We start from the raw sequence: 21,314 nt of genomic DNA on the forward strand, positions 1-21,314 counted from the left end.
GTCTCACTGCGCGGTACACCGCAGTCGGAGACAGGGCCGATGTGATGTTGTGAAGCACAGGAGGCGGATATGAAGGTCGATCCGGAGATCGCAGCGCTACTGCCCGCGCTGAATACCGGTTTCCCGGCTGTCGAGACGATGGGCGGAACCGAGGCCAGGGCCGCCGTGCGGTCCCGGTACCGACCGCCGCCGCAGCCCCGCCCGATCGGGGCGATCGAGGATCGGACGTTTCCGGGACCCGCGGGCGACATTCCCGTCCGGATCTATTGGCCGGCAGTGCCATCCGGCGTCCCGGCACCGATGGTGGTGTTCGCGCACGGCGGCGGGTTCGTGTTCTGCGACCTCGACACCCACGACGACCTGTGCCGATCACTGGCCAATGGCATCGGTGCGGTGGTGGTGTCTGTCAACTACCGCTTGGCGCCCGAGGCGCGGTGGCCGGCAGCGGCCGAGGACGTGTACGCCGCGCTGTGCTGGGTCGCGCGCCGGGGCACCGAACTCGGCGGTGACGCGGCGAAGCTCGTCGTCGCGGGCGACAGTGCCGGCGGCAATCTCGCCGCCGTGACCACAATTCTTGCCCGTGAGCGCGGCGTGCCGGAGATCGCTTGTCAGGCACTGCTGTATCCGGTCATCGCAGCGGACTTCGACACCGAGTCGTACCGGAGATTCGCCACCGGTTTCTACAACACCCGGGCCGCCATGGCGTGGTACTGGGATCAGTACGTTCCCGACACCGGGGACCGAGCCCATCCACAGGCCGCGCCACTGCACGCGGACCTGCGCGGACTGCCGCCTGCCGTGGTCGTCACCGCGGGCTTCGACCCGTTGCACTCCGAAGGCGAAGACTACGCGGCAGTGCTTGCCGCCCACGGGGTTCCGGTTGTGTACCGCAACTATGCCGGCGCCATCCACGGGTTCATGACCATGCCGTCACTGACGTTGGCCGGCCAGGCCGCACAGCAGGTGTGCGCGGATATCCGCGCCGTGCTGGACTCCTGAGCCTCCGCAGCGGCCCCTATCCGGTCAGATCCTGGTGGATGTCAAAGCCCTTGTACCCGGCGGCAGCGACATCGGCGATGATCTCGCCGTACACGCCGAAACCGCCGACGAACGGCATGAACACCCGCGGTTTGCCGGGTATGTTCGCCCCGAGGTACCACGAATTCGCCTGCGGCATGAGGGTTCCTGCGGCACGTCGGGTGCATTCGGCCACCCACTCGGCGGCGGCGTCTTCACGGGCCTCGATCGCCGGAGCTCCGTGGGCGTCGAGGTAGGCGATCGCATCGGCCACCCAGTTCAGGTGCAGCTCCGAATGCAGCACCATGTTGGCCAGCACCGAGGGCGCGCCCGGACCAGCGATGTTGAAGACGTTCGGGAAGCCCGGCACACCCAGGCCCAGGTAGGTCGCGGGCCCCTCGGCCCACGCCTCGTTGAGGGTGCGCCCGCCCCGGCCGACCACGTTCAGTTTCTGGACCGATCCGGTCATCGCGTCGAATCCGGTGGCCAGCACCAACGCATCCACGTGGTAATGCGCATCGGTGGTATCGATACCCGACGGGTCGATCCGCTCGATCGGCGTCGCCCGCAGATTCACCAACGAGACATTGTCCCGGTTGAAGGTCTGGAAGTAGTTGTCGTCGGTGCAGATTCGCTTCGCACCGATCGGATGATCCTTCGGAATCAACACGTCGGCCACCGCCGGGTCGTCGATCACGGCGCGGACCTTCTGCTCCCAGAACAGTCGTGCGGTGTCGTTGGCCTCGATGGTGACCAACTGGTCCGGGAAGGCCTTGGAGAACAACACTCCGCCCAGCTCCCAGCGCCGCTCGTAAGTCTGCTGCAGTTCCTCGGCAGAGACGTCCAGGGCGGACTTGGGATGGGGCTGGTGCGGTGAACCGCCGCCGCTGAGCATCGAGAGCCTGCGACGTTCGGCGTATCCGGCCTTCTGCGCGGCCCGCGTCTCATCGTCGAGCGGAATGTTGCCGGCCGGCACGCTGTAGTTCGGGGTGCGCTGAAAGACGATGAGCTGCTCGGCTTGCCGGGCGAGGTACGGAATCGCCTGGATACCGGAGGATCCGGTACCGATCACACCGACCCGCTTGCCGGTGAAATCAACGCCTTCGTGCGGCCAGTGTGCGGTGTGATAGACCTCGCCCGCGAACGATTCGAGACCCTCGATCGCGGGAATGTTCGCGTTGGACAGCGGTCCGACCGCCAGGATGCAGAAGCGCGCGGAAACCACGTCGCCGCGGTCGGTGCGGACCTGCCAGCGCAACGCCTTCTCGTCGAGCACCATGTCGGTCACCCTGGTCCCGAACGAGATGTCGCGCCGCAGGTCGAACCGGTCGGCCACATGGTTGAGGTAGGCCAGGATCTCCGGTTGGGTGGCGTACTTCTCGGTCCAGTTCCACTCCTGTTCGAGATCCTTGTCGAACGAGTAGGAGTAGTCGACGCTTTCGACGTCGCACCGGGCGCCCGGATAGCGGTTCCAGTACCAGACTCCGCCCACGCCGTCGGCGGCCTCGAACACGCGGACCGAAAGGCCTTGCTGCCGAAAGCGATGCAGCGCGTACAGCCCGGCGAAACCGGCTCCGACCACGACGACATCCACTGCAGCAGGTGTTACAGCGGTATCCGACGGAGCTGACTGCACTGTCACAATCGTTGCCTTTCGCTTCACTGTTCGCCTGCGTCACGTTACGAACGACCGGGTGCGCTGGACAGCAGGTGTCTCACTCACCGGTACGACTCCCGCTGGGTGAGACTCACGCCCGGACGACCACCACCGCGGTTATCGTGGCGTTCACCCTGCGGCCGCGGTGTGGCTGCATCAACGCTGGATCCAGCTCGGTTTCAACCTGAAAGGAAGTTGTTGGGATGCAAGCAGATTCGGATAGCTTGTCAGATGTCGTAGCGATCGTCACCGGTGGTGCGCGCGGCCTCGGAGCGTCCTTCGCCCGACAGATCGTCACGCGCGGGGGCAAGGTGGTGATTTCCGACGTACTCGACGACGACGGTGCCGCTCTGGCCGCAGATCTGGGCGGCAACGCGCGCTACATCCACCTCGACGTGACCGATGCCGGGCAGTGGCAGTCCGCGGTGGAGCTCGCCCTGTCTGAGTTCGGCAAACTGAACGGCCTGGTCAACAATGCCGGCATCTCGACCGGCCAGTTCATCGAACATGAACCGCTCGACCATTTCCGCACCGTGCTCGAGGTGAACCTGGTCGGAGTGTTCAACGGCCTGCAGGCCGTCATCGCCCCGATGCGCGCCGCCGGTGGCGGCTCCATCGTCAACATCTCCTCGGCCGCAGGCCTGATGGGCCTGGCGCTGACGGCCGGCTACGGCGCCTCGAAATGGGGCGTGCGCGGCCTGAGCAAGATCGCCGCGGTGGAACTCGGCACCGACCGGATCCGGGTGAACTCGGTGCATCCCGGCATGACATATACGCCGATGACCGCCCAGGTTGGCATCACCCCGGGCGAGGGCAACTACCCCAACACGCCGATGGGCCGCGTGGGCGAGGCCGATGAGATCTCCGGTGCCGTCTGCTATCTGTTGTCCAGCGCCTCCAGCTACGTCACCGGTGCAGAGATCGCCGTCGACGGCGGCTGGACGGCCGGACCGACCGTGAAATACGTGATGGGACAGTGACGATCATGAAACGACTTGAGGGACGCCGGATCCTGGTGACCGGCGCGGGATCGGGAATCGGGCAGGCCACCGCGCTGCGGCTGCTCGACGAGGGTGCCGCGGTGGTGGGCGCGGACATCTCCGCCGACGGCCTGGACGCCACCCGGCAGAGCGCACAGCAGGCCGGCACCGCTGACCAGTTCACGGTGCTGACGATGGACATCGGTGACGAGGCGTCGGTGGTCGACGGCGTGCGCACCGCGGTCGAGGCGCTGGGCGGACTCGACTCGGTCGTCAACGCCGCCGGGATGCTGCGCGCGGTGCACACCCACGAGATGACGCTGGCGGCCTGGAATCAGATTATCGGTGTCAACCTCACCGGGACGTTCCTGGTGATCCGCGAGGCGCTGCCTGCGCTGCTGGAGAACCCGCAGAGCGTCATCGTGAACTTCAGTTCCACCTCGGCAGCATTCGCCCACCCCTATATGGCGGCCTACGCGGCCAGCAAGGGCGGCATCCAGGCGATGACCCATGCGCTCGCGCTGGAGTACGGCAAGCAGGGCCTGCGGGCAGTCAGTGTGGCACCGGGCAGCATCAAGTCTGGAATCACCGATGCCACACCGGGACTCGTTCCGGCTGACAGCGACTGGTCGCTGTTCGCGAAACTGTCGCCGATCATGCCGACCACTCTGGCCTCTGGTGGTGCCGGCATGGGCGATCCGTCCGCGGTCGCCGGGGTGATCGCCATGCTGGTGTCCGACGACGGCGCGTTCATCAGCGGCACCGAGATCCGCATCGACGGCGGCACCCACGCCTGATCCCGAGCGACGAAAATGGTGGGCGGCACCGATCTTGGTGCCGCCCATCATTTTTCGCCGTGCCGCCAGGTCAGAGCGACACCATCTTTGACTCGGTGACCACGGTTGCCAGGCCTACGTGGGCATCCCGCCACAACCGCTGCACCGGGTTGCCCCGGCGCAGGGCGTCGACGTTCGAGTGACAGACGATCTCATCGAGCGCCCGCACTGCCCGGCGAGCCGCGGCGATCTGATCGCGGCGTGCGCGGGCTCGCATCCCGGTGTCGATCGGGCCGTCCAGCACCCGGTTGAAGGACGCGGTGAGCGTGTCGAGCAGCACCAGCCGCGACGCCCGGATCTCGGCGGCCGCATGTTCTTCGACCGGTCCGTCGGCACCGGTCACCTCGACATGGTGACTCAGTGCGCCCTCGGCCATGCCGATCACCGCGGCCGTGATTCCCAGCGGCGCGATGGTGCTGAGCGGGATGTGGTAGATCGGGTTGCGCAGGCCGGCATGTCCCGGCGCGGTGCCGTCGACGATGCGGTTGTGGTTCAGCAGCCGATGTCCGGGGATGAACACGTCGTCGATCGTGATGTTCTTACTTCCGGTGCCGATCAGTCCGATGGCATTCCAGGATTCGTCGTCGATCCGCAGATCTTCCCGCGGCACAAGCGAATACCCCAGGCCCTCGGCGTCGCCGGTGCCGACGACCCGGGCGCCGACGACAACCCACTCGCAATGGTCGATGGCCGCGACCGATCGCCACTCGCCCGAGAGCCGGTAGCCCCCGTCGACGGGCAGGAGCACGCCGGCCGGTGTATGAGCCGAGGCGATCCAGACATCGGAGTCGGCCTCCCACACCTCGTCGCGCAGCCGCCGGCCGGCCGAGGCCAACGCCCACGGCGGCACGCCGACCGAACCGGCAACCCAGCCCGCCGCCCCGTCCAGCCGGGCGATCTCGAGCACCGCCTCGGCGAAGTCACCTGGGTGCGTTTCGATGCCGCCGAACTCCTCGGGCTGCAGCATGTGCATCACGCCCGACTCACGCAGCGCCTCGACGGCCCGACCGTCGAGCCGGCCGAGCTTCTCGTTGACGGGCCCGAGTGCCAGTATCAGATCGGCATTCTCGTGGATGCCGTCCAGAACGTCCCTGGTCATTTCAACACCACGCATCGAAAACTCCTTGTCGCGCGTATCGCATGTTGCCCACCATGGTGAGGTACCGCTCCTTTACGCTTGCGCCGGGATCTCGCTGAGTGAGATTGTGGGGGACTCAGTGATCGACGTCCTAGGGGGCGCAGTGCCGGCATCCACCAGAAACGCGACGGCTCGGCCACGCGCCGAATCCGGTGAGGCGGCCGTTTCGATGGTGGATCGCGTCGCCCTGATCCTCAACTCCTTCGATGAACCCGGCAAACATCTACGGCTGGATCAGATCGCCACGCGCACGGGGCTGCCCCGGTCCTCGGTACATCGCATCCTCAAACAGCTGCACAGCGCCGGCCTCCTGCAACACCGCCCGGACGGCTATTCGCTGGCGGCCTCCCCGCTGCCGGTGACCCGGATGATCGACCACTCACAGCTACGCAGCGTGGCGTCACCGACCCTGTCCCGACTCCATGCCGACACCGGTCTCGTGGTCCACCTCGGCGTGCTCTTCGGCGGTGATGTCATCTACCTCGACAAGGTGGCCGGACGCAACAGCGCGGTGGTGCCCACCCGCGTCGCGGGCCACACGCCCGCGCACGCCAGCGCCTTGGGCAAGACCATGCTGGCCGAGCTTCCCGCCGAGGAGGTCGATGCCGTCCTGGGGCCGCGCCTGGCCCGGTCCACCCGGTCCACCATCAGCGATCTGGAGACGCTGCACCGCGAACTCGCGCGGATCCGGTCGCGCCACGGGCTCGCCTACGACAACGAGGAGCTGGCGATCGGTCTGACCAGCGTGGCGGCGCCACTGCGCTCGGCCGACGGCGAAGTGGCAGGACTGTCGTTGACGGGCGCGGTTCCATTGCATCGCCTGCAGCGCACGGCCCCGTTCGTGATCAGGGCGGCCCGGCACATCTCCCAGCAACTCGGCTCCCAGCAAACAGGTGCGCGCGATTCCACCTCGATGGCCACGTCGCAGGCGCAGGCCACCGACAACATGCTGTCGCGCGTGCTGCGGACACTCACCTCCGACGCCTGGGTCTGACCGGCCGGCTACCAGACGATCTCGTCGACCTCCATGCCGAACGAGTGTCGGCCGACGAGCGAGAGCACCTGCTCCACGTTGCTGGCAACGTGGGTCTGCGCGGTCTGGACATCGCGCCACACCCGTTCCACCAGCGAGTCCCCGATAGCATCACCATGCGAGCGCGCCATGAACGTTCGGATCGCCGCGACAGCGCGCCGGGAGGCCAGTACCTGGTCCCGCCGCGATCGCAGCACCAGGTCGTTGCCGGGCGCCAGATCGCCGCGCGCGCAGTCCATGAGATCGCCGAGGTTGCGTTCGATCTGCCGGTTCGACAGGTCGAGATCGCTGCACGCCATGGCCACCGGATCAACCGGCGAACCCCGCCCGGGCCGCAGTGCGGACAACACGTTCTCGGCCGCGCCCAGCAGTGGAACCGTACCCGTGTGGGTGTACATGGTGGGCTGCGGCAACCGGTACAGCGGAGCCAGCGAGCTGAGCTGGTCGCTGCTGACCCAGCCGAACGTGCGGTACCGCGGCACGACCGCACCCGAGACGACGACGTCGTGGGCACCGATACCGCGCAATCCCACGCTGTTCCACGTCGATTCCACGACGTAGTCCTGACGCGGCACCAGCGCCACCAGGAAGTCCTGGGCCGCACCGTCCTCACCGACCAGCACCGCGGCGGCCATCAGCCACGACGCGTGCAGGATTCCGGTGCACCGGCTCCACCGGCCCGACAACCGGAATTCGTCCCCGACGCGTTCGAGCCGACCGGTAGGCGCATACGACTCACAGAGCAGGGTCCGTGGATCCGGGCCCCACACGTCGCGCTGGGCCCGGTGATCGAACAACGAGAGATGCCAGGTGTTGACGCCCAACCCACCGGCCAGCCATCCCGTGGAGGTACACGCCGCTGACAGCTCACGGGTGACCGCCAGGTACTCCGCCGGGTCGGCCTCGGTCCCGCCGAACGCCTTGGGCCGCAGCATCGCAAAGAAGCCGGCATCGTGCAGGCCGGTGATCACCGAGGGATCGACGGCACCGGTACGGTCGACATCGGCCGCGGCCGCGGCGATCGCCGGCAGTGCCTGGCGTACTGCGCCGCGCACATTCTGCGTCATCGTTGCCGCCCTGTCCTGCCCGTCCGGTGTGTCACCATCGTGAATACCATTCGTCGCCCTTCCCAGGAGGTCATATGGCCGAGCCGCCCGGTGCGCCCGACGTCGAGCCCAGCCGCTCGGCCGCTGAATCGATTGCCGTCGTGCGTGATTCGGGATCCGGCCGGTTGATGCAGCCGGTGCGATACGGCGGGCGGGCAGTGCCGCCGGCCGAGTTCCTCACCGCGGTGGCCGACCTCGCCGAGCGCGACGGGTCGACGGGATGGCTCGCGGCGGCCGTCAACGCCGCCGCCTACGCGGTGGCCGGGCTGGGCGACCCTGCCGCCGAACGGGTGTGGGGCGCCGACGCCCGTGCATTGGTGACCGCTGATGCGGATCCGGTGGGACGGTTGGCCGCCGGCGACGGCCAGTTTCGGCTCACCGGTCGCTGGGAATCGGTGACCGGCGCCCACGTCGCGGACTGGCTGCTGCTGGGCGCCCTCGACGGCGAGACGGTCCGGTACGCCCTTGTCCCCCGCAGCGCGGTCCAGGTGGACGGCGACGGCGGCCCGCGTGGTCTGGACGCGGCCGGAATCGGCGATGTCACAGTGTCGGACGTGGTCCTCGACAGCAACTCTCTGTTCGCCCTGTCTGACGACAAGGCCTGGGACAGAGGCGAATTCGACGATGATCGACCTCCCTACCCCCTTCTTGCCGCAGCCGGGCAGGCGGCAGCCGTCGTCGGCGCCGCCTCCGGGGTGTGGCAGGCGCACGTCGGTCAGGTCCGCCGGCGGCTGGGCACCTCGTACGGCAGCGAGGACACCACCGAACTGACGGCCTCGGCGGTACTGGTGGCGACGGCGGAATCCGACATCGACGCCGCTCGGCTGCAACTGTCCACAGCACTGAGTGCCGATGCCGACAGCGCGGCCTCGGCGCTGCGCCAGGCCGTCACCCGCGCGCGCAATGCCGCCGACGAACTGTTGAGCAGCGGCAACCGCCACGCACTCGATGTAACGGACCCGGTGACCCGGCTGTGGTTCGACGTCCTAGCCGGATACCGCCTGACGATCCGGCGCTCGATGCCCGCCGTCGACTGAACCGGCGCGCGCCGCCAACTCGGCCAGAACCTGCGGCACCCGGTCGGCGATCCCGTACGGATCCGACACCTGATCGCCACAGGTGAGCACGCAGATCGCCATCTCGTCGCGGTAGCTCCAGCCGGTGAAGTTCAGGCCCATCGGGAACACGATCGGCCCCGACGAGATCAGCTGCTCGATCGGCGCACCGCCCCAGTACAACGTTTCCTGCGGACCGCGCATGTTGGATGCGATCAGGCTGAACATCGGACGGCGCTTCATCTTGGCCCCGAGGATCGGCAGCACACGCGAGTACAGCCAGAACAGCGGCCAATACTCCATCCAGTCATGCTGCAGCCAGGCGTCCCGCTCGGCCTGCACCTCGCGCGCTGCCCGGGTGGCCGATGCGACCGCCGCCAGGCGCTCCACCGGGTCGGCGATGTGGGTGGCGAGGTCGACGTTCCAACGCGCCACCTTGTTGCCCCATTCGGCCTCGGTTTCGGCCGGCCGCATCGACACGGGCACCACGGCGGTCATGCTCTCGTCACTGGCCTGTCCGGTCTCGGCCAGGTAGTCGCGCAGGGCGCCACCGCAGATGGTCAGGAACACATCGTTGATGGTGACGCCGAATGCCTTGGACACCCGCTTGATCTCGGTGACGTCGCACCGTCGGTAGGCGAATCGACGGCTGGCCGAGAACGGTTCGTTGAACGGCATCGCCGGTGCGGCGAAAGCCTCTGCGTAGCCCGGCTTTCCGGCCTTCTGCCGGCGGTGGATCACCCCGGTGACGGCCACGGTGCGGGCGATGATGCTGGGGAAACGGGCCAGCGCGGCGATCTGGTGACGCAGCACCAGCGGCCACCAGACCCATGGTGCGGGCCGCTGCTCGTTGCGCAGTGCGGTCCGCCCCGGCTGCGGTAGCGGGGTCGCCGGGTCGGCGCTGTACAGCGTTTCGAGCAGACGTAGCGAGGCGGTGCCGTCGGCGACGGCATGGTGGATCTTGAGTACCAGGGCGATGCGGCCGTCCTTGAGGCCTTCGACGTACCAGAGCTGCCAGGCCGGCCGGTCGCGGTCCAGGGCCACCTCGAAGATCTCGCCGATGGTCGCGGCGAGCTCCTCGTCACCACCGGGCGCGGGAGCCGTGGTCCGCTGGACGTGGTGTTCGATATCGATCTCCGGACGCGACACCCACCACGGCCGGCCGAAGCCCACCCGTGGGGACAGCAACTGCCACTGCATCGGTTCGACCTGATCGACCCAGCCCTGCACGGCGCTCTTGATCCGGTCGAACGTGAGCGGTTCAGAAACCTGGTCGGGATCCAGAACGACGGCCTTCATCGTGTGTTGCGGTTGGACCGAGCTCTCCCATGCCAGAAAGCTGTTGTCCTCGCCCTTCAAACGCCGCATTCTCAACCTCGCTTGTCCGCCGCCGATACGGCTCTCCTGTGGCTGCCATCACTCTTCACCAATCGTGTGTCCCAGGAGACAAGCTGTCTCGGCCAGCGAGACTTCAGGGCCCGCACCGGGCCCGATGCGACCTACGGTTTGCGCCATGAAGCGAGCTACTCTGCGCCCATCCAGCCTCGCCGCCAGGATCAACCGGTTCCGCGTGATCGCCCGTAGCCTCGCCGTGCTGCGTGAGTCCGGCCTGTCCGGTGGAGCGGCCGACGGGATCCGGCAGGCAAAGTTGGTCCGCCAGTTCGGCGGCTTCGCCGCCGTCATCGAAAGTGCCGCGACCCGCGATCCCAACGCCATCGCGATCACCGACGAATGGGGTGACGTGACGTTCGCCCAACTCAACGACCGGGTCAATGCCCTTGCCCGGGCCTGGAACTCACGCGGCATCGGTGCGGGCTCGGTGATCGCGGCGCTGTGCCGGGACCACCGCGGCCTGGTCACCGTCCTGGCCGCGGCCGGTAAGGTCGGGGCGCAGCTCCTGCTGATGAACACCGGGTTCGCCAAGCCGCAGCTCGCCGATGTGGCAACCCGCGAGAAGGTCACCGTGCTGATCTACGACGAGGAGTTCACCGACCTCGTCAGCGCCATCGATCCGGGCGTACGCCGATTCCTGGCCTGGACCGACGAACGCTCGGCCGCCGACGTCGAGGGTTCATTGGAAGGTCTGATCGCCGCCACCTCGCCGGCACCGGTCGCCGCGCCCGCCAAACCCGGCGGCATGACGCTGCTGACCAGTGGCACCACCGGCACACCCAAGGGCGCCCCGCGCGGCAAGACCTCTCCCCTGTTCTCCGCACAGTTGCTGGACCGGGTGCCGCGCCGCCGCGGTCAGACCTGCATGCTGGCCGCGCCGATGTTCCACGGCACCGGGCTCGGGCAGGCCGTGCTCTCGCTGGCCCTGGGCAACCGCCTGGTGCTGCGGCGGAAGTTCAACCCGGAGGAGACGCTGCGCGCGGTCCAGAACCACCACTGTGACGTACTGGTCGTCGTGCCCACGATGCTGCAGCGAATCCTGGCTCTGCCCAAGGATGTTCGCGACAGCTACGACACCTCGTCGCTGAAGATCATCTTCGTCTCGGGCTCGGCCATGCCGCCCGACCTGGTCACGCGCACCCTGGCCGAGTTCGGTCCGGTGCTCTACAACCTCTACGGCTCAACCGAACTCGCGGTCATGACCGTGGCGATGCCCGAGGATCTGAAGCACGATCCACGCACCGCCGGCCGGGCCCCGGTCGGGTGTGCCGTCCGCCTGTACGACTCGGCGGGCAACGAGATCACCGAACCCGGTGTGATCGGACGGGTATTCGCCGGCAGTGACGTGAGCTTCGCCGGCTACACCGACGGCCGCACCAAGGAATCGATCGACGGATTGCAGAGCAGCGGGGACGTCGGCCACTTCGACGACACCGGCCGCCTCTACATCGACGGCCGTGACGACGACATGGTGATCTGCGGTGGCGAGAACGTCTACCCACTGGAGGTCGAGAACCTGATCACCAGCCATCCCGAGGTCGACGAAGTGGCGGTGATCGGGGTCAGCGACGACGACTTCGGCCAGCGGCTCAACGCCTACGTGGTGCTCGTCGACGGGGCGACGCTGGGCGCCGATGAGATCAAAGACTATGTGCGGGCGAACCTGGCCCGGTACAAGATTCCCCGCGACGTCGAGTTCCTCGGCAAGCTGCCCCGCAACGCCACCGGCAAGGTGCTGCGCGGCGAGCTCACCGGAGGTGCCCGGTGAGCGGCTCACGCACCACCGAAGACACCATGAAGCGCGAGGTCGCCGGCCGGATGGGCGACGCGTTCGCCCCGATCCTCGAAGGCAGCAGTGACCCGATCGAGGCGGCGGCCGAGGTACGGGCCCGGCTCAAGGCCAGCCGCCGGCCGGCCCAGCCCGTTCCGGTGGGCAACGTCGAGGACCGCACCGTTCCCGGTCCCGCAGGTGAGATCCCGGTCCGGATCTACCATCCGGCGGACCCCGAGCCTGGCACTGCCTTGCCCGTACTGGTCTATTTCCACGGCGGCGGATTCGTGCTGTGTGATCTCGACTCACACGACTCGTGCTGCCGCAGGCTCGCCAACGGCATCGGCGCGATCGTGGTCTCGGTCGACTACCGGCTGGCACCCGAGCACCCCTACCCCGCCGCGGTCGAAGATGCCTGGGCGGCAACAGAATGGACGGCTGCCCACGCCGTCGAGCTCGGCGCTGACCCGGCCCGGATCGTGATCGCCGGCGACAGCGCGGGCGGCAACCTGGCTGCCGTGATCGCCATGACAGCCCGCGACCGGGGCGGACCCGCGATCGCGTTCCAGTTGCTGATCTACCCGGTGGTGGATCAGCGTCGCAAGTCGTCGCTGTCCAGCCCGCACACCAAGAGCGGGGTGCTGACCGCCGAACACATGCAGTGGTTCACCGCCCAATACCTCGGCGCGAGCGGCGCGCAGGCCGAGGTGTCGGCATCGCCGATTCTCGGTGACCTGACCGGACTTCCGGATGCGCACGTGCTCACCGGGGCCCTGGATCCACTGTGCGAGGAAGGCGAGGAGTACGCCCGCCTGCTCGCCGCCGGCGGCGCGACAGTGAGCGTCCGGCGTTACGAGCGGGGCTTCCACGGCTTCTTCAACCTCGCCGACCATCTGCCCGCCGCGGCGGAGGCCACCGAAGACGTGTGCGCCGTCGTCCGCGACGCCCTGAAGTCCGACCTGAACAACCAAGACCACACCTGAAAACCACTGAAAGGCAACCCATGAAGCTGAGGAACTCCCGCGCTCTGGTCACCGGCGCGAGCCGCGGCCTGGGCAAGAGCATCGCCGAGGTGCTGGCCGCGCGCGGTGTCGACGTCGCCGTCGTGGCCCGTGACGCCGAAGCGCTCAACCTGCTCGTCAAGGAGATCGGCGGCAAGGCCTACCCCACCGACCTGGGTGACCCGGCGGCCGTGGAGGGTCTGCTGGACCGGGTCGAGGCCGACGGACCGGTGGACATCGTGATCAACAACGCCGGTATCGACCACGTCGGCCGGTTCCATCAGGTCAGCCCCGAGCAGATCCGCAACCTGCTTCAGGTCAATCTGGCTGCGCCGATGGACATCTGCCGCCAGGCGATACCCCGCATGGTCCAGCGCGGGCGGGGCCACATCGTCAACGTCTCGTCGATGGGGGCGATTTCGCAGGGGCCTGGACTGACCCTGTACGGCACGTCGAAGGCCGGGCTGAGCCATTTCACCGCGGGCATCCGCGGCGAGCTCCGGGGCAAGCCGGTCGGCACCACGCTGGTCCAGGTCGGCGAGGTCAAGACCGACATGATCGACCACATCCGCGCATTCGGTCCGGCGCGGCGCACCATCGAGCGGTCGATCCGGTGGCGGATGATTCCGCGCGACCAGTTGGACCCGGCAGTGGTTTCGGCGGCGATCGCCGATGCCATCGAGAACAACCGTCGCCACGTCATCCTGCCGCGCAACATCGTCCCGATGGCGAAGTTCACCGAATTCCCCCGCCGCGTCTCCGAACTCATGCTGACCGGCATCGACCAGGACAACGACTGATGCCCGGCGTGGACCTGACCGGCAAGGTCGCGATCATCACCGGCGCCGCCCGCGGACAGGGCGAGGCCGAGGCGCGGCTGTTCGCCGCGCTGGGCGCCAAGGTGGTGCTGACCGATCTCCTCGTCGAGGAGGGTGAGCGGGTCGCCGCGTCCATCGGCGCCGCCGCCCGCTTCGTCCGCCACGACGTCGGCAACGAAAATGACTGGCGCACAGTGGTCGACACCGCTGTGCGCGAATTCGGCCGCGTCGACGTGCTGGTCAACAACGCCGCCATCTGCAAGGTGGTGCCACTGGCCGAGCAGGACACCGCCGGGTTCGAGCAGATGCTACGGGTCAATCTCATCGGCGCGTTCCTCGGCATGCAGGCCGTCACCGAGCCGATGCAGGCCGCCGGCGGCGGATCGATCGTCAACATCTCGTCGCAGGCGGGTGTGCAGGGGCTGGCCGGCTACACCGCCTACGGTGCTTCCAAGTGGGGCCTGCGCGGGATGTCGAAGGTCGCGGCGATCGAGCTGGGCCCGTTGGGTATTCGGGTCAACACCGTCTATCCCGGCATGATCGACACCCCGATGATCGCCCATCTCGAGGTCGAACGCGGACTGGGTGGCCATCCCGGTGCGCCGCTGACCCGCGTGGGCACGCCCGAGGAGGTCGCCGATGTCGTCGCCTTCCTGGCCTCAGATGCGTCGTCGTACATCACCGGCGCGGATCTGACCGTGGACGGTGGTGCCAGCGCGGGCCGGATCCCGGTGACCCCGGTCCACACCAACTGACCCCCGAGAGCAGGAGTCGGCGCCCTGCGTGCAGAGCGCCGACGCACCCTCACTGCCCCGGCAGGACCAGGATCTTGACGTGCGCCTCGGGGTCACGCAGCGCCTCGAACGCATCACCCAGGCCGTCGAGGCCGACCCGCCCGGTGATGATCGCCTCGGCATCGATCTCGCCTGCGGCCAGCCGTGCCAGCACCTTCTCGTAGGCCTGGTCGTAGGGGCCGTGACCGAAATTGATGGCGATCTGCCGCATCTGGGCGACCACCGGGATGATGGTCTCCTCGGCGAACGGCGAGGCCACCACCTGGATACGCGAACCCCACGGCAGGGTGTGGGTCAGTGTGTTCAGGGTGCCGACGCGTCCGCTGCACTCGTAGGCGATCAGGAGACCCTGCGGATCGGCCCGGGCGGTCTTCCCACTGCCCAGCAGCTCGTTGTACACGGCGATCGGATCCTGCTCGTCGGGGTCGACGACGATGTCGGCACCCATCTTCGCGGCGAGCTCGCGGCGCTTGGGTGACGGCTCCGACGCGATGACGGTGTGCGCCCCGGCGGCCTTGGCGGCCAGGATCGTTCCCAGACCGATCGATCCGCATCCGATCACCAGAGCGGTGTCCGCGGGCGTCAGACCCGACTGCTGCATATGCATCTCGCCGACGTGGAGCGGCTCGGCCAGAGCGGCGTGCTCCAGCGACAGACCGTCGGGCACGTGCCGAACCCAGAAGGCGTCAACGACGATGAACTCGCCGAAGGCCCCGTGGTATCGGTTCGAGTAGCCGATGATCGTCGGCATTCCGTTGCCCTGCTCTGTGGTGATGCCGAGCCCGGTGACCCGGTCCCCCTGGGTGAAATCCTCGACACCCGGGCCGGTTTCGACGACGGTGCCGGACCACTCGTGGCCGAGAACCACCGGACGGGTGGCGTCGAACACCGCGAATGGATACCCCGCACCGGCGGCCACCTCGACGAACCGGCACGGATCCTTGGACATGCTCAGGTCACTGCCGCAGATGCCGCAGGCGGCCACTTTGACGCGCAGTTGCCCGGGCCCGGTGGCGGGCGGTTCGGTGACATCGGTGACGGTGAACTGACCGTCGAAGTACTCCGCGGCGCGCATCACGCCCCCTGCCCGGCGAGCTGCTCGGCAGGCTGGCCGTAATAGTCGGTGTGCGCCTGGGTGATTGCGCCGATCAGGCCGCCCAGCAGGTATTCGCTGTTGTCCTCGGCGAACTGCATGCTGGCCTGCCGGCCCGCGTTGCGGTTCTTGAAGTGCGGGACGACCTCCGACGCGAACAGCTCGTAACTGCGCTTGGTGTCCTCCCAACTCGCCATGTCCACATGCATGATCAGAAGGGTGCCGAACCCGCCGGTCTTGTCGATGAGGCGTTCGATCTGAGCGATCGCGTCCTCCGGGGTACCGATGATGACCTGACCGAACTCGCCCAGATTGTCGGTGCGCCACTGGTTGATGATGCCCTCGGGCGTCTGCGCCCAGTCGGGGCTGATGCCCTGCTGCCGGTTGACGTACTCGGCGATGGCATGGATCCGGCGGCTGACGGCCCGCTCGGCTTCGGCCCGGGTCTCGGCGATGAACATCGGATTGACCAGGCGCCAGGTGGAGCGGTCCGCCTGATACCCGTTCTCGGCCGAAACCTTCTCGTACACACCCCAGTTGCGGTCGAGTACGTCGAACCCGCTGGGTGAGCTGGCGGCCAGTGACAGCAGGGACAATCCGTGCGTACCGGCGAGCACCGAGCCGTTCGGCGAGATGGTCGAGGCGGTCGCCACCTCGATGCCGGCCGGGTCGTAGGTCGGCAGCTGGGCCCGCCCGTCGCGCAGGGTGAACCAGTCGGTCGCCATGTTGACGACCTCGCCGCGCAGCAGACGCAGCACCGCCTCCAGCGCCTCGCCCTGCATGCGGCGCTGGTCGATCGGGTTGATCCCCATCATGTGTGCGTCCAGCGGGATCTTGCCCGGCCCGGTGCCGACGATCAGCCGGCCGCGGGTCTGCAGATCGAGCTGGGTGATGCGGTCCGCGGTGACCAGCGGGTGGTGGTACGGCAGCGACATCACGCCGGTGCCGAACCGGATGCGCTCGGTGCGCTCGGCCGCTGCCGCGATGAAAACGTCGGGCGCAGGAACGATTTCAGATCCGGTCGAGTGGTGCTCACCCATCCAGGCCTCATCGAAACCGAGATGGTCGAGATGCTCCATCAAGTCGATGTCGCGGCGCAGCTGCAGGGCCGGGTCGGCGTTGAGGGGGTGATAGGGCGCCAGGAACGCGCCGAACTTTATCGAACTCGAATTCCACATGCCCGGCACGTTATCTGGATCGACTGATTGGATCAAGTGATCCATAAATTTGGGCCTGCGAAACCCCTCCGGCACCGCCGTGATGGGTCAGGCCCCGAGCAGCCGATCGACGCCGCCGACGACGAACCGCACCAGGTCTTCGTAGAAGTCCCGCAGTTCGGTCTCGTCCAGCCGGTTCCCGTTGCGGCGCCATCCGTCGGCCCGGCTCAGCGCCTGGATGAAGTTCATGATCGAGATGGCCCAGCGCAACTCCAGGCGCGCCGGATCAGAGTCCGGAAACGCCCGCTGCACCTGGGTGAACAACTCCTCGGGCAGGTGCTGCTCGGTGTCGAGCATCACCGGATTGTTGTCCTGCGAGATCTGAGCGATGATCTTGATCCACCGCATCCCCCGGACCCGGTGGCGGAGCAACAGTTTCAGATACGGCTCGGTGACCGCGCGGACAAGGGCATCAGCGCTCGGCGCGTTCGGATCGGCCGCGAGTGCCGCCACGTTGGCCGCGATCTCGTCGCGCACCGGCGCACCGATGTCGGTGAGCACCGCGCGCAGCAGGTCGTCCTTGGAGCCGAAGTGATAGTGCACCGAGGCCGCGCCGAGTCCCGCGGCCGCATTGACCGCCCGCACCGACACCGCGTCCACCCCCTGGGCGGCGAACAGCCGTTCGGCAGCCTTCACCAGGCGCAGCCGCGTGGCCGCGCCCTGCCGGTTCTGGGCCGCGACAGACACCCGACGAGCATGTCACGCGCCGAGCAGGCTGCTCAGCTGCGCTCTACGCCGACGGCGTGTCGTCGGTGAGCGGCGTAAACCGACCCTCGCCATCGGGCGCATAGGTCGTGGTGGTCATCACAGCGTCCACCGGCAACGGACCGTACAGATGCGGAAACAACATCGCGTCGGGGTCCGTCGGAACTCCGGGTTCCCAGCGCACCGGATCGGTCAACTTCGCCGGATCGATGTGCAGCAGCACCAGGTCGCGCCGTCCGGAGTACAGCCGATTCGCCGGCAGATGCACCTGCTCAGGCGCCGAGAGGTGGACGAAGCCCTGCGCCCCGAGCGAGTCCGGACGGTGCTCACCGCTACGCTGAGCCGTCAGCCAATCCTCGACGCTGCACAAGTGAACCAGGACACGCGGGGATGGATGCATACCGTCAGCTTGCCGGGCCAGCAACACGGCGGCCAAGTGAGACACGACACACCGGTGAACCCTTGGGGAACAAGGCCGGAATCCAAAACGTCTGACAGAGTAGACATACGCAATCAAGGCGCCTTTGCCGAGATGCGCAGAGCAGAAGACGGAGGAGCCATGAACGCAACTCTGACAAGCCCGGAGCTAACCAGAGCCGACCGCTGCGATCGTTGCGGTGCGGCCGCACGCGTGCGCGCGAAGCTGCCCTCGGGGGCCGAGTTGCTCTTCTGCCAGCACCACGCGAACGAGCACGAAGCAAAGTTGGTCGAGCTGGCAGCAGTGCTGGAGACCAGCGCGGCAGACGCCTGACCGCCAACAGCCGGCACCACCCGCCTGGGCAGGAGCACGTTTCGTCAGTAATGCTTGACTGGTCATGACTGGCCAGCCGCTTCCAGTACCACCATCACGCCACCACATCTGGCATCTCACTCGACGCACGTTGTCGAAGAGCTGGGACGATTCCATCTTCTCGGAATCGGCACAGGCGGCGTTCTGGTGCGCGTTGTCACTTCCTCCCCTGCTACTGGGGATGCTCGGCAGCCTGGCCTACATCGCACCGTTGTTTGGGCCGGACACCCTGCCGACGATTCAGGATCAGCTGATCAACGCGGCGAACAGCTTCTTCTCCCCCAACGTCGTCAACGAGATCATCGAACCGACGATCCGCGACATCGTCAGGGGCGCCCGCGGCGAGGTGGTGTCGGTGGGTTTCGTGATCTCTTTGTGGGCCGGGTCGTCGGCGGTGTCGGCGTTCGTGGACTCCATCGTGGAGGCCCATGATCAGACGCCGCTGCGGCATCCGGTGCGGCAACGCTTCTATGCGTTGGGCCTGTACGTCGTCATGCTCGTCTCTGCCATCGGGATAGCGCCGCTGCTGGCGCTCGGGCCGCGGGCGGTGTCCGAGCACATTCCGGACAGTCTGGACAACGCACTGCGCTACGGCTACTACCCGGCGCTGTTCCTCGCGGTGTTCGTGGGGGTGACTGTGCTGTACCGGGTCTCACTGCCGGCTCCGATCCCGACGCACCGACTGGTGCTGGGAGCGGTGCTGGCGACGGTGGTGTTCCTCGTCGCCACGTTCGGGCTGCGGATCTACCTGACCTGGATCACGAGCACCGGCTACACCTACGGCGCACTCGCCACGCCGATAGCGTTCCTGCTGTTCGCGTTCTTCCTGGGTTTTGCCATCATGCTCGGCGCCGAACTGAATGCGGCGATCCAAGAGGAGTGGCCGGCGTCGGACACGCATGCCAGGCGGCTGCGGGAATGGCTGGAGGACAAAGCCCTCAACGGCTCCCACAATGACGAGGCCCAGGCGCCGGCAGAAACACCCGCGCCCGAGCCGGTCGAACCGCCGCCGCCTACTTCTTGAGCGATTCGTAGATCTTCTTGCAATCCGGGCACACCGGAGAGCCCGGCTTGGCCGACTTGGTCACCGGGAACACCTCGCCGCACAGCGCGACCACATGCGTGCCCATGACCGCACTTTCGGCGATCTTGTTTTTCTTGACGTAATGGAAGAACTTGGGGCTGTCGTCGTCGGTCCCGTCGTCGACGCGTTCGTCGGTGTCCGGGCGCTCGATGGTCTGGGTCTGCATAGTTTTATTGTGCCTGGCTGCGGGGCATAGGGAAATCCGCATGCCACGACCCGGTCAGGGTGTGGAACAGTAGAGGCATGAAACAAAGCCACGAGCTGAGTTTCGACGACGATTTCGGCGACGATTTCGGCAAGGAAGCCCGCCCGGTTCTCATCACCAAAGCCGCACCTGCCTACGAAGTGCAGCACCGCCAACGCGTCCGCAAGTATCTGACGTTGATGGCCTTCCGCATCCCGGCGCTCATCCTCGCCGCGGTCGCCTACAACATCTGGCAGAACGGACTCATCTCGCTCGCGATCATCGTGGCGTCGATACCGTTGCCCTGGATGGCCGTGCTGATCGCCAATGACCGTCCCCCGCGAAGCGCCGAGGAACCACGGCGTTATGCCGGCCGCGGCGAGCGGATCCCACTGTTCCCCACCGCAGAGCGGCCGGCGTTACAGAAGGACCCGTTTATGCCACCGCAACCGGACGCAGCGCGGACCGACCGCGATGAGCCCAGCTGAGCGGCTTCTTTAGCCATTCTCAGGACATTCTCAGGTCGGTTCGGAAAAACCGCAGCTCAACGGGCATGAATCCGGCGGTCGGCGGGAACTCTCATGGGGTCTACGACGTTGTAGATCATGACAGTTCGAGCTGATCAGGAGGCCGTCATGGCAAATGCCACCACAAGCCGCGTCGACAGTGATCTGGATGCCCAGAGCCCTGCCGCCGACCTCGTGCGCGTGTATCTGAACGGCATTGGCAAAACGGCGTTGCTCAACGCCGCCGATGAGGTAGAACTCGCAAAGCGCATCGAGGCGGGCTTGTACGCCCAGCACGTGCTGAACACCAAGAAGCGCCTGGGCGAGAACCGGAAGCGTGATCTGGCCACCGTCGTCCGCGACGGTGAGGCAGCACGGCGGCACCTGCTGGAGGCCAACCTCCGCCTGGTGGTGTCGCTGGCCAAGCGCTACACCGGTCGCGGCATGCCGCTGCTGGATCTGATCCAGGAAGGCAACCTGGGCCTGATCCGCGCGATGGAGAAGTTCGACTACTCCAAGGGCTTCAAGTTCTCCACGTACGCCACCTGGTGGATTCGCCAGGCGATCACCCGCGGGATGGCGGACCAGAGCCGCACCATCCGGCTCCCGGTCCACCTCGTCGAGCAGGTCAACAAGCTGGCGCGGATCAAGCGGGAGATGCACCAGAACCTGGGCCGCGAGGCCACCGACGAGGAACTGGCCGAGGAGTCCGGCATCCCGGTCGAGAAGATCAACGACCTGCTGGAGCACAGCCGGGACCCGGTGAGCCTGGACATGCCGGTCGGCACCGACGAGGAGGCCCCACTGGGCGACTTCATCGAGGACGAGAATGCGATGTCCGCCGAGAACGCCGTCATCTCCGAACTGCTGCACACCGACATCCGCCACGTGCTGGCCACGCTCGACGAGCGTGAGCAGCAGGTGATCCGGCTGCGGTTCGGCCTCGACGACGGTCAGCCCCGCACCCTCGATCAGATCGGCAAGCTGTTCGGTCTGTCCCGCGAGCGGGTCCGCCAGATCGAGCGTGAGGTCATGTCCAAGCTCCGCAACGGCGAGCGTGCGGACCGGCTCCGCTCCTACGCCAGCTAGTCCCTCCGCCAGATGTGCCCCGTCGGTTTCCGGCGGGGCACGTCGCAC

22 protein-coding genes are annotated in these 21,314 nt (G+C 67.3%); 13 read left to right on the forward strand and 9 right to left on the reverse strand.

Annotation, left to right across the window (positions count from 1 at the left end):
* Positions 1-69 precede the first annotated feature (69 nt).
* The gene (lipP1, locus tag AB0876_RS13515) at positions 70-999 is read left to right on the forward strand and encodes a LipP1 family hormone-sensitive lipase (protein WP_526042191.1); all 930 of its coding nucleotides are present in this window, start codon (positions 70-72) and stop codon (positions 997-999) included.
* A gap of 16 nt (positions 1,000-1,015) precedes the next feature.
* On the opposite strand, the gene AB0876_RS13520 is transcribed toward lipP1, so the two are convergent.
* Positions 1,016-2,611, reverse strand: a complete 1,596-nt coding sequence (locus AB0876_RS13520) for a flavin-containing monooxygenase (RefSeq protein WP_526042192.1) — start codon at positions 2,609-2,611, stop codon at positions 1,016-1,018.
* A 266-nt stretch (positions 2,612-2,877) separates the two neighbouring features.
* Between AB0876_RS13520 and AB0876_RS13525 the strand changes: the two genes are divergently transcribed.
* Complete coding sequence (locus AB0876_RS13525) at positions 2,878-3,654, forward strand: SDR family oxidoreductase (protein ID WP_526042193.1); 777 nt, start codon at positions 2,878-2,880, stop codon at positions 3,652-3,654.
* 5 nt (positions 3,655-3,659) lie between these two features.
* On the forward strand, positions 3,660-4,451 hold the full coding sequence (locus AB0876_RS13530; RefSeq protein WP_491838856.1) for an SDR family NAD(P)-dependent oxidoreductase: 792 nt from the start codon (positions 3,660-3,662) through the stop codon (positions 4,449-4,451).
* Between the two features lie 70 nt (positions 4,452-4,521).
* On the opposite strand, the gene AB0876_RS13535 is transcribed toward AB0876_RS13530, so the two are convergent.
* Positions 4,522-5,604: an acyl-CoA dehydrogenase family protein gene (locus AB0876_RS13535; RefSeq protein WP_526042194.1), complete on the reverse strand. Its 1,083-nt coding sequence runs from the start codon at positions 5,602-5,604 to the stop codon at positions 4,522-4,524.
* 127 nt (positions 5,605-5,731) lie between these two features.
* On the opposite strand from AB0876_RS13535, the gene AB0876_RS13540 reads away from it, so the two are divergent.
* A complete protein-coding gene (locus AB0876_RS13540) occupies positions 5,732-6,622 on the forward strand; it encodes an IclR family transcriptional regulator (RefSeq protein WP_526042195.1) in 891 nt (296 codons plus the stop codon).
* An 8-nt stretch (positions 6,623-6,630) separates the two neighbouring features.
* Here AB0876_RS13540 and AB0876_RS13545 read toward each other — a convergent pair whose 3' ends face one another.
* Entirely contained in the window at positions 6,631-7,728 is a 1,098-nt protein-coding gene (locus tag AB0876_RS13545; protein WP_526042196.1) for an acyl-CoA dehydrogenase family protein, read from the reverse strand.
* A gap of 74 nt (positions 7,729-7,802) precedes the next feature.
* Here AB0876_RS13545 and AB0876_RS13550 point away from each other — a divergent pair, with 74 nt between their 5' ends.
* Positions 7,803-8,804 carry an acyl-CoA dehydrogenase family protein gene (locus tag AB0876_RS13550; RefSeq protein ID WP_526042197.1) on the forward strand — a complete coding sequence of 334 codons (1,002 nt, stop codon included), beginning with the start codon at positions 7,803-7,805 and terminating at the stop codon, positions 8,802-8,804.
* Here the strand turns inward: AB0876_RS13550 and AB0876_RS13555 are convergent.
* Positions 8,754-10,190, reverse strand: coding sequence for a wax ester/triacylglycerol synthase family O-acyltransferase (locus tag AB0876_RS13555; RefSeq protein ID WP_526042198.1), 1,437 nt, complete (start codon positions 10,188-10,190; stop codon positions 8,754-8,756). The two genes, AB0876_RS13550 and AB0876_RS13555, sit on opposite strands and share 51 nt — an antisense overlap.
* Positions 10,191-10,335: 145 nt before the next feature.
* On the opposite strand from AB0876_RS13555, the gene AB0876_RS13560 reads away from it, so the two are divergent.
* Genes AB0876_RS13560 through AB0876_RS13575 form a run of 4 tightly spaced genes read left to right on the forward strand, consistent with a single transcriptional unit; the run spans position 10,336 to position 14,559 of the window.
* Positions 10,336-11,982 carry a class I adenylate-forming enzyme family protein gene (locus AB0876_RS13560; protein ID WP_526042199.1) on the forward strand — a complete coding sequence of 549 codons (1,647 nt, stop codon included), beginning with the start codon at positions 10,336-10,338 and terminating at the stop codon, positions 11,980-11,982.
* Positions 11,979-12,968 (forward strand): alpha/beta hydrolase, encoded by a 990-nt coding sequence (locus AB0876_RS13565; protein ID WP_526042200.1) that lies wholly within the window; start codon positions 11,979-11,981, stop codon positions 12,966-12,968. The genes AB0876_RS13560 and AB0876_RS13565 overlap by 4 nt, the downstream gene beginning before the upstream one ends.
* A 20-nt stretch (positions 12,969-12,988) precedes the next feature.
* A complete protein-coding gene (locus tag AB0876_RS13570) occupies positions 12,989-13,786 on the forward strand; it encodes an SDR family NAD(P)-dependent oxidoreductase (RefSeq protein ID WP_526042201.1) in 798 nt (265 codons plus the stop codon).
* Complete coding sequence (locus AB0876_RS13575; RefSeq protein WP_526042202.1) at positions 13,786-14,559, forward strand: glucose 1-dehydrogenase; 774 nt, start codon at positions 13,786-13,788, stop codon at positions 14,557-14,559. Before AB0876_RS13570 ends, AB0876_RS13575 begins: the two co-directional genes overlap by 1 nt.
* A 49-nt stretch (positions 14,560-14,608) precedes the next feature.
* Here AB0876_RS13575 and AB0876_RS13580 read toward each other — a convergent pair whose 3' ends face one another.
* The 4 genes from AB0876_RS13580 to AB0876_RS13595 all read right to left on the reverse strand — a co-directional run bounded on the left by AB0876_RS13580 (position 14,609) and on the right by AB0876_RS13595 (position 18,013).
* On the reverse strand, positions 14,609-15,673 hold the full coding sequence (locus tag AB0876_RS13580) for an alcohol dehydrogenase catalytic domain-containing protein (RefSeq protein ID WP_491838846.1): 1,065 nt from the start codon (positions 15,671-15,673) through the stop codon (positions 14,609-14,611).
* The gene (locus AB0876_RS13585) at positions 15,673-16,869 is read right to left on the reverse strand and encodes an LLM class flavin-dependent oxidoreductase (RefSeq protein ID WP_526042203.1); all 1,197 of its coding nucleotides are present in this window, start codon (positions 16,867-16,869) and stop codon (positions 15,673-15,675) included. The genes AB0876_RS13580 and AB0876_RS13585 overlap by 1 nt, the downstream gene beginning before the upstream one ends.
* Positions 16,870-16,956: 87 nt before the next feature.
* Entirely contained in the window at positions 16,957-17,595 is a 639-nt protein-coding gene (locus AB0876_RS13590) for a TetR/AcrR family transcriptional regulator (protein WP_491838844.1), read from the reverse strand.
* 43 nt (positions 17,596-17,638) lie between these two features.
* The gene (locus tag AB0876_RS13595) at positions 17,639-18,013 is read right to left on the reverse strand and encodes a DUF952 domain-containing protein (protein WP_491838843.1); all 375 of its coding nucleotides are present in this window, start codon (positions 18,011-18,013) and stop codon (positions 17,639-17,641) included.
* Positions 18,014-18,172: 159 nt separating this feature from the next.
* Here AB0876_RS13595 and AB0876_RS13600 point away from each other — a divergent pair, with 159 nt between their 5' ends.
* Positions 18,173-18,364, forward strand: a complete 192-nt coding sequence (locus AB0876_RS13600) for a DUF7455 domain-containing protein (RefSeq protein WP_055113266.1) — start codon at positions 18,173-18,175, stop codon at positions 18,362-18,364.
* Between the two features lie 64 nt (positions 18,365-18,428).
* Positions 18,429-19,427 (forward strand): YihY/virulence factor BrkB family protein, encoded by a 999-nt coding sequence (locus AB0876_RS13605; RefSeq protein ID WP_491838842.1) that lies wholly within the window; start codon positions 18,429-18,431, stop codon positions 19,425-19,427.
* Here AB0876_RS13605 and AB0876_RS13610 read toward each other — a convergent pair.
* Positions 19,417-19,653 carry a DUF3039 domain-containing protein gene (locus AB0876_RS13610; protein ID WP_055113262.1) on the reverse strand — a complete coding sequence of 79 codons (237 nt, stop codon included), beginning with the start codon at positions 19,651-19,653 and terminating at the stop codon, positions 19,417-19,419. The genes AB0876_RS13605 and AB0876_RS13610 overlap by 11 nt on opposite strands.
* Positions 19,654-19,730: 77 nt before the next feature.
* On the opposite strand from AB0876_RS13610, the gene AB0876_RS13615 reads away from it, so the two are divergent.
* Together AB0876_RS13615 and AB0876_RS13620 are read left to right on the forward strand one after the other, a co-directional pair.
* Positions 19,731-20,159, forward strand: coding sequence for a DUF3099 domain-containing protein (locus AB0876_RS13615; protein WP_491838841.1), 429 nt, complete (start codon positions 19,731-19,733; stop codon positions 20,157-20,159).
* 117 nt (positions 20,160-20,276) lie between these two features.
* Positions 20,277-21,266: a sigma-70 family RNA polymerase sigma factor gene (locus AB0876_RS13620; protein ID WP_268952398.1), complete on the forward strand. Its 990-nt coding sequence runs from the start codon at positions 20,277-20,279 to the stop codon at positions 21,264-21,266.
* The last annotated feature ends 48 nt before the right edge of the window (positions 21,267-21,314 follow it).

Origin of the sequence: Mycobacterium sp. NPDC049093 (assembly GCF_040704635.1) — a bacterium.
Taxonomy (GTDB): domain Bacteria; phylum Actinomycetota; class Actinomycetes; order Mycobacteriales; family Mycobacteriaceae; genus Mycobacterium.

What these genes read in the sequence shown, in the direction of transcription:
- AB0876_RS13600 (WP_055113266.1), top strand. Translation starts at nt 18,173, where the DNA reads ATGAACGCAACTCTGACAAGCCCGGAGCTAACCAGAGCCGACCGCTGC.
- AB0876_RS13610 (WP_055113262.1), bottom strand. Translation starts at nt 19,653, where the DNA reads ATGCAGACCCAGACCATCGAGCGCCCGGACACCGACGAACGCGTCGAC.
- AB0876_RS13545 (WP_526042196.1), bottom strand. Translation starts at nt 7,728, where the DNA reads ATGACGCAGAATGTGCGCGGCGCAGTACGCCAGGCACTGCCGGCGATC.
- AB0876_RS13560 (WP_526042199.1), top strand. Translation starts at nt 10,336, where the DNA reads ATGAAGCGAGCTACTCTGCGCCCATCCAGCCTCGCCGCCAGGATCAAC.
- AB0876_RS13585 (WP_526042203.1), bottom strand. Translation starts at nt 16,869, where the DNA reads ATGTGGAATTCGAGTTCGATAAAGTTCGGCGCGTTCCTGGCGCCCTAT.
- AB0876_RS13535 (WP_526042194.1), bottom strand. Translation starts at nt 5,604, where the DNA reads ATGCGTGGTGTTGAAATGACCAGGGACGTTCTGGACGGCATCCACGAG.
- AB0876_RS13525 (WP_526042193.1), top strand. Translation starts at nt 2,878, where the DNA reads ATGCAAGCAGATTCGGATAGCTTGTCAGATGTCGTAGCGATCGTCACC.
- lipP1 (WP_526042191.1), top strand. Translation starts at nt 70, where the DNA reads ATGAAGGTCGATCCGGAGATCGCAGCGCTACTGCCCGCGCTGAATACC.
- AB0876_RS13595 (WP_491838843.1), bottom strand. Translation starts at nt 18,013, where the DNA reads ATGCATCCATCCCCGCGTGTCCTGGTTCACTTGTGCAGCGTCGAGGAT.
- AB0876_RS13615 (WP_491838841.1), top strand. Translation starts at nt 19,731, where the DNA reads ATGAAACAAAGCCACGAGCTGAGTTTCGACGACGATTTCGGCGACGAT.
- AB0876_RS13555 (WP_526042198.1), bottom strand. Translation starts at nt 10,190, where the DNA reads ATGCGGCGTTTGAAGGGCGAGGACAACAGCTTTCTGGCATGGGAGAGC.
- AB0876_RS13550 (WP_526042197.1), top strand. Translation starts at nt 7,803, where the DNA reads ATGGCCGAGCCGCCCGGTGCGCCCGACGTCGAGCCCAGCCGCTCGGCC.
- AB0876_RS13620 (WP_268952398.1), top strand. Translation starts at nt 20,277, where the DNA reads ATGACAGTTCGAGCTGATCAGGAGGCCGTCATGGCAAATGCCACCACA.
- AB0876_RS13575 (WP_526042202.1), top strand. Translation starts at nt 13,786, where the DNA reads ATGCCCGGCGTGGACCTGACCGGCAAGGTCGCGATCATCACCGGCGCC.
- AB0876_RS13530 (WP_491838856.1), top strand. Translation starts at nt 3,660, where the DNA reads ATGAAACGACTTGAGGGACGCCGGATCCTGGTGACCGGCGCGGGATCG.
- AB0876_RS13580 (WP_491838846.1), bottom strand. Translation starts at nt 15,673, where the DNA reads ATGCGCGCCGCGGAGTACTTCGACGGTCAGTTCACCGTCACCGATGTC.
- AB0876_RS13570 (WP_526042201.1), top strand. Translation starts at nt 12,989, where the DNA reads ATGAAGCTGAGGAACTCCCGCGCTCTGGTCACCGGCGCGAGCCGCGGC.
- AB0876_RS13605 (WP_491838842.1), top strand. Translation starts at nt 18,429, where the DNA reads ATGACTGGCCAGCCGCTTCCAGTACCACCATCACGCCACCACATCTGG.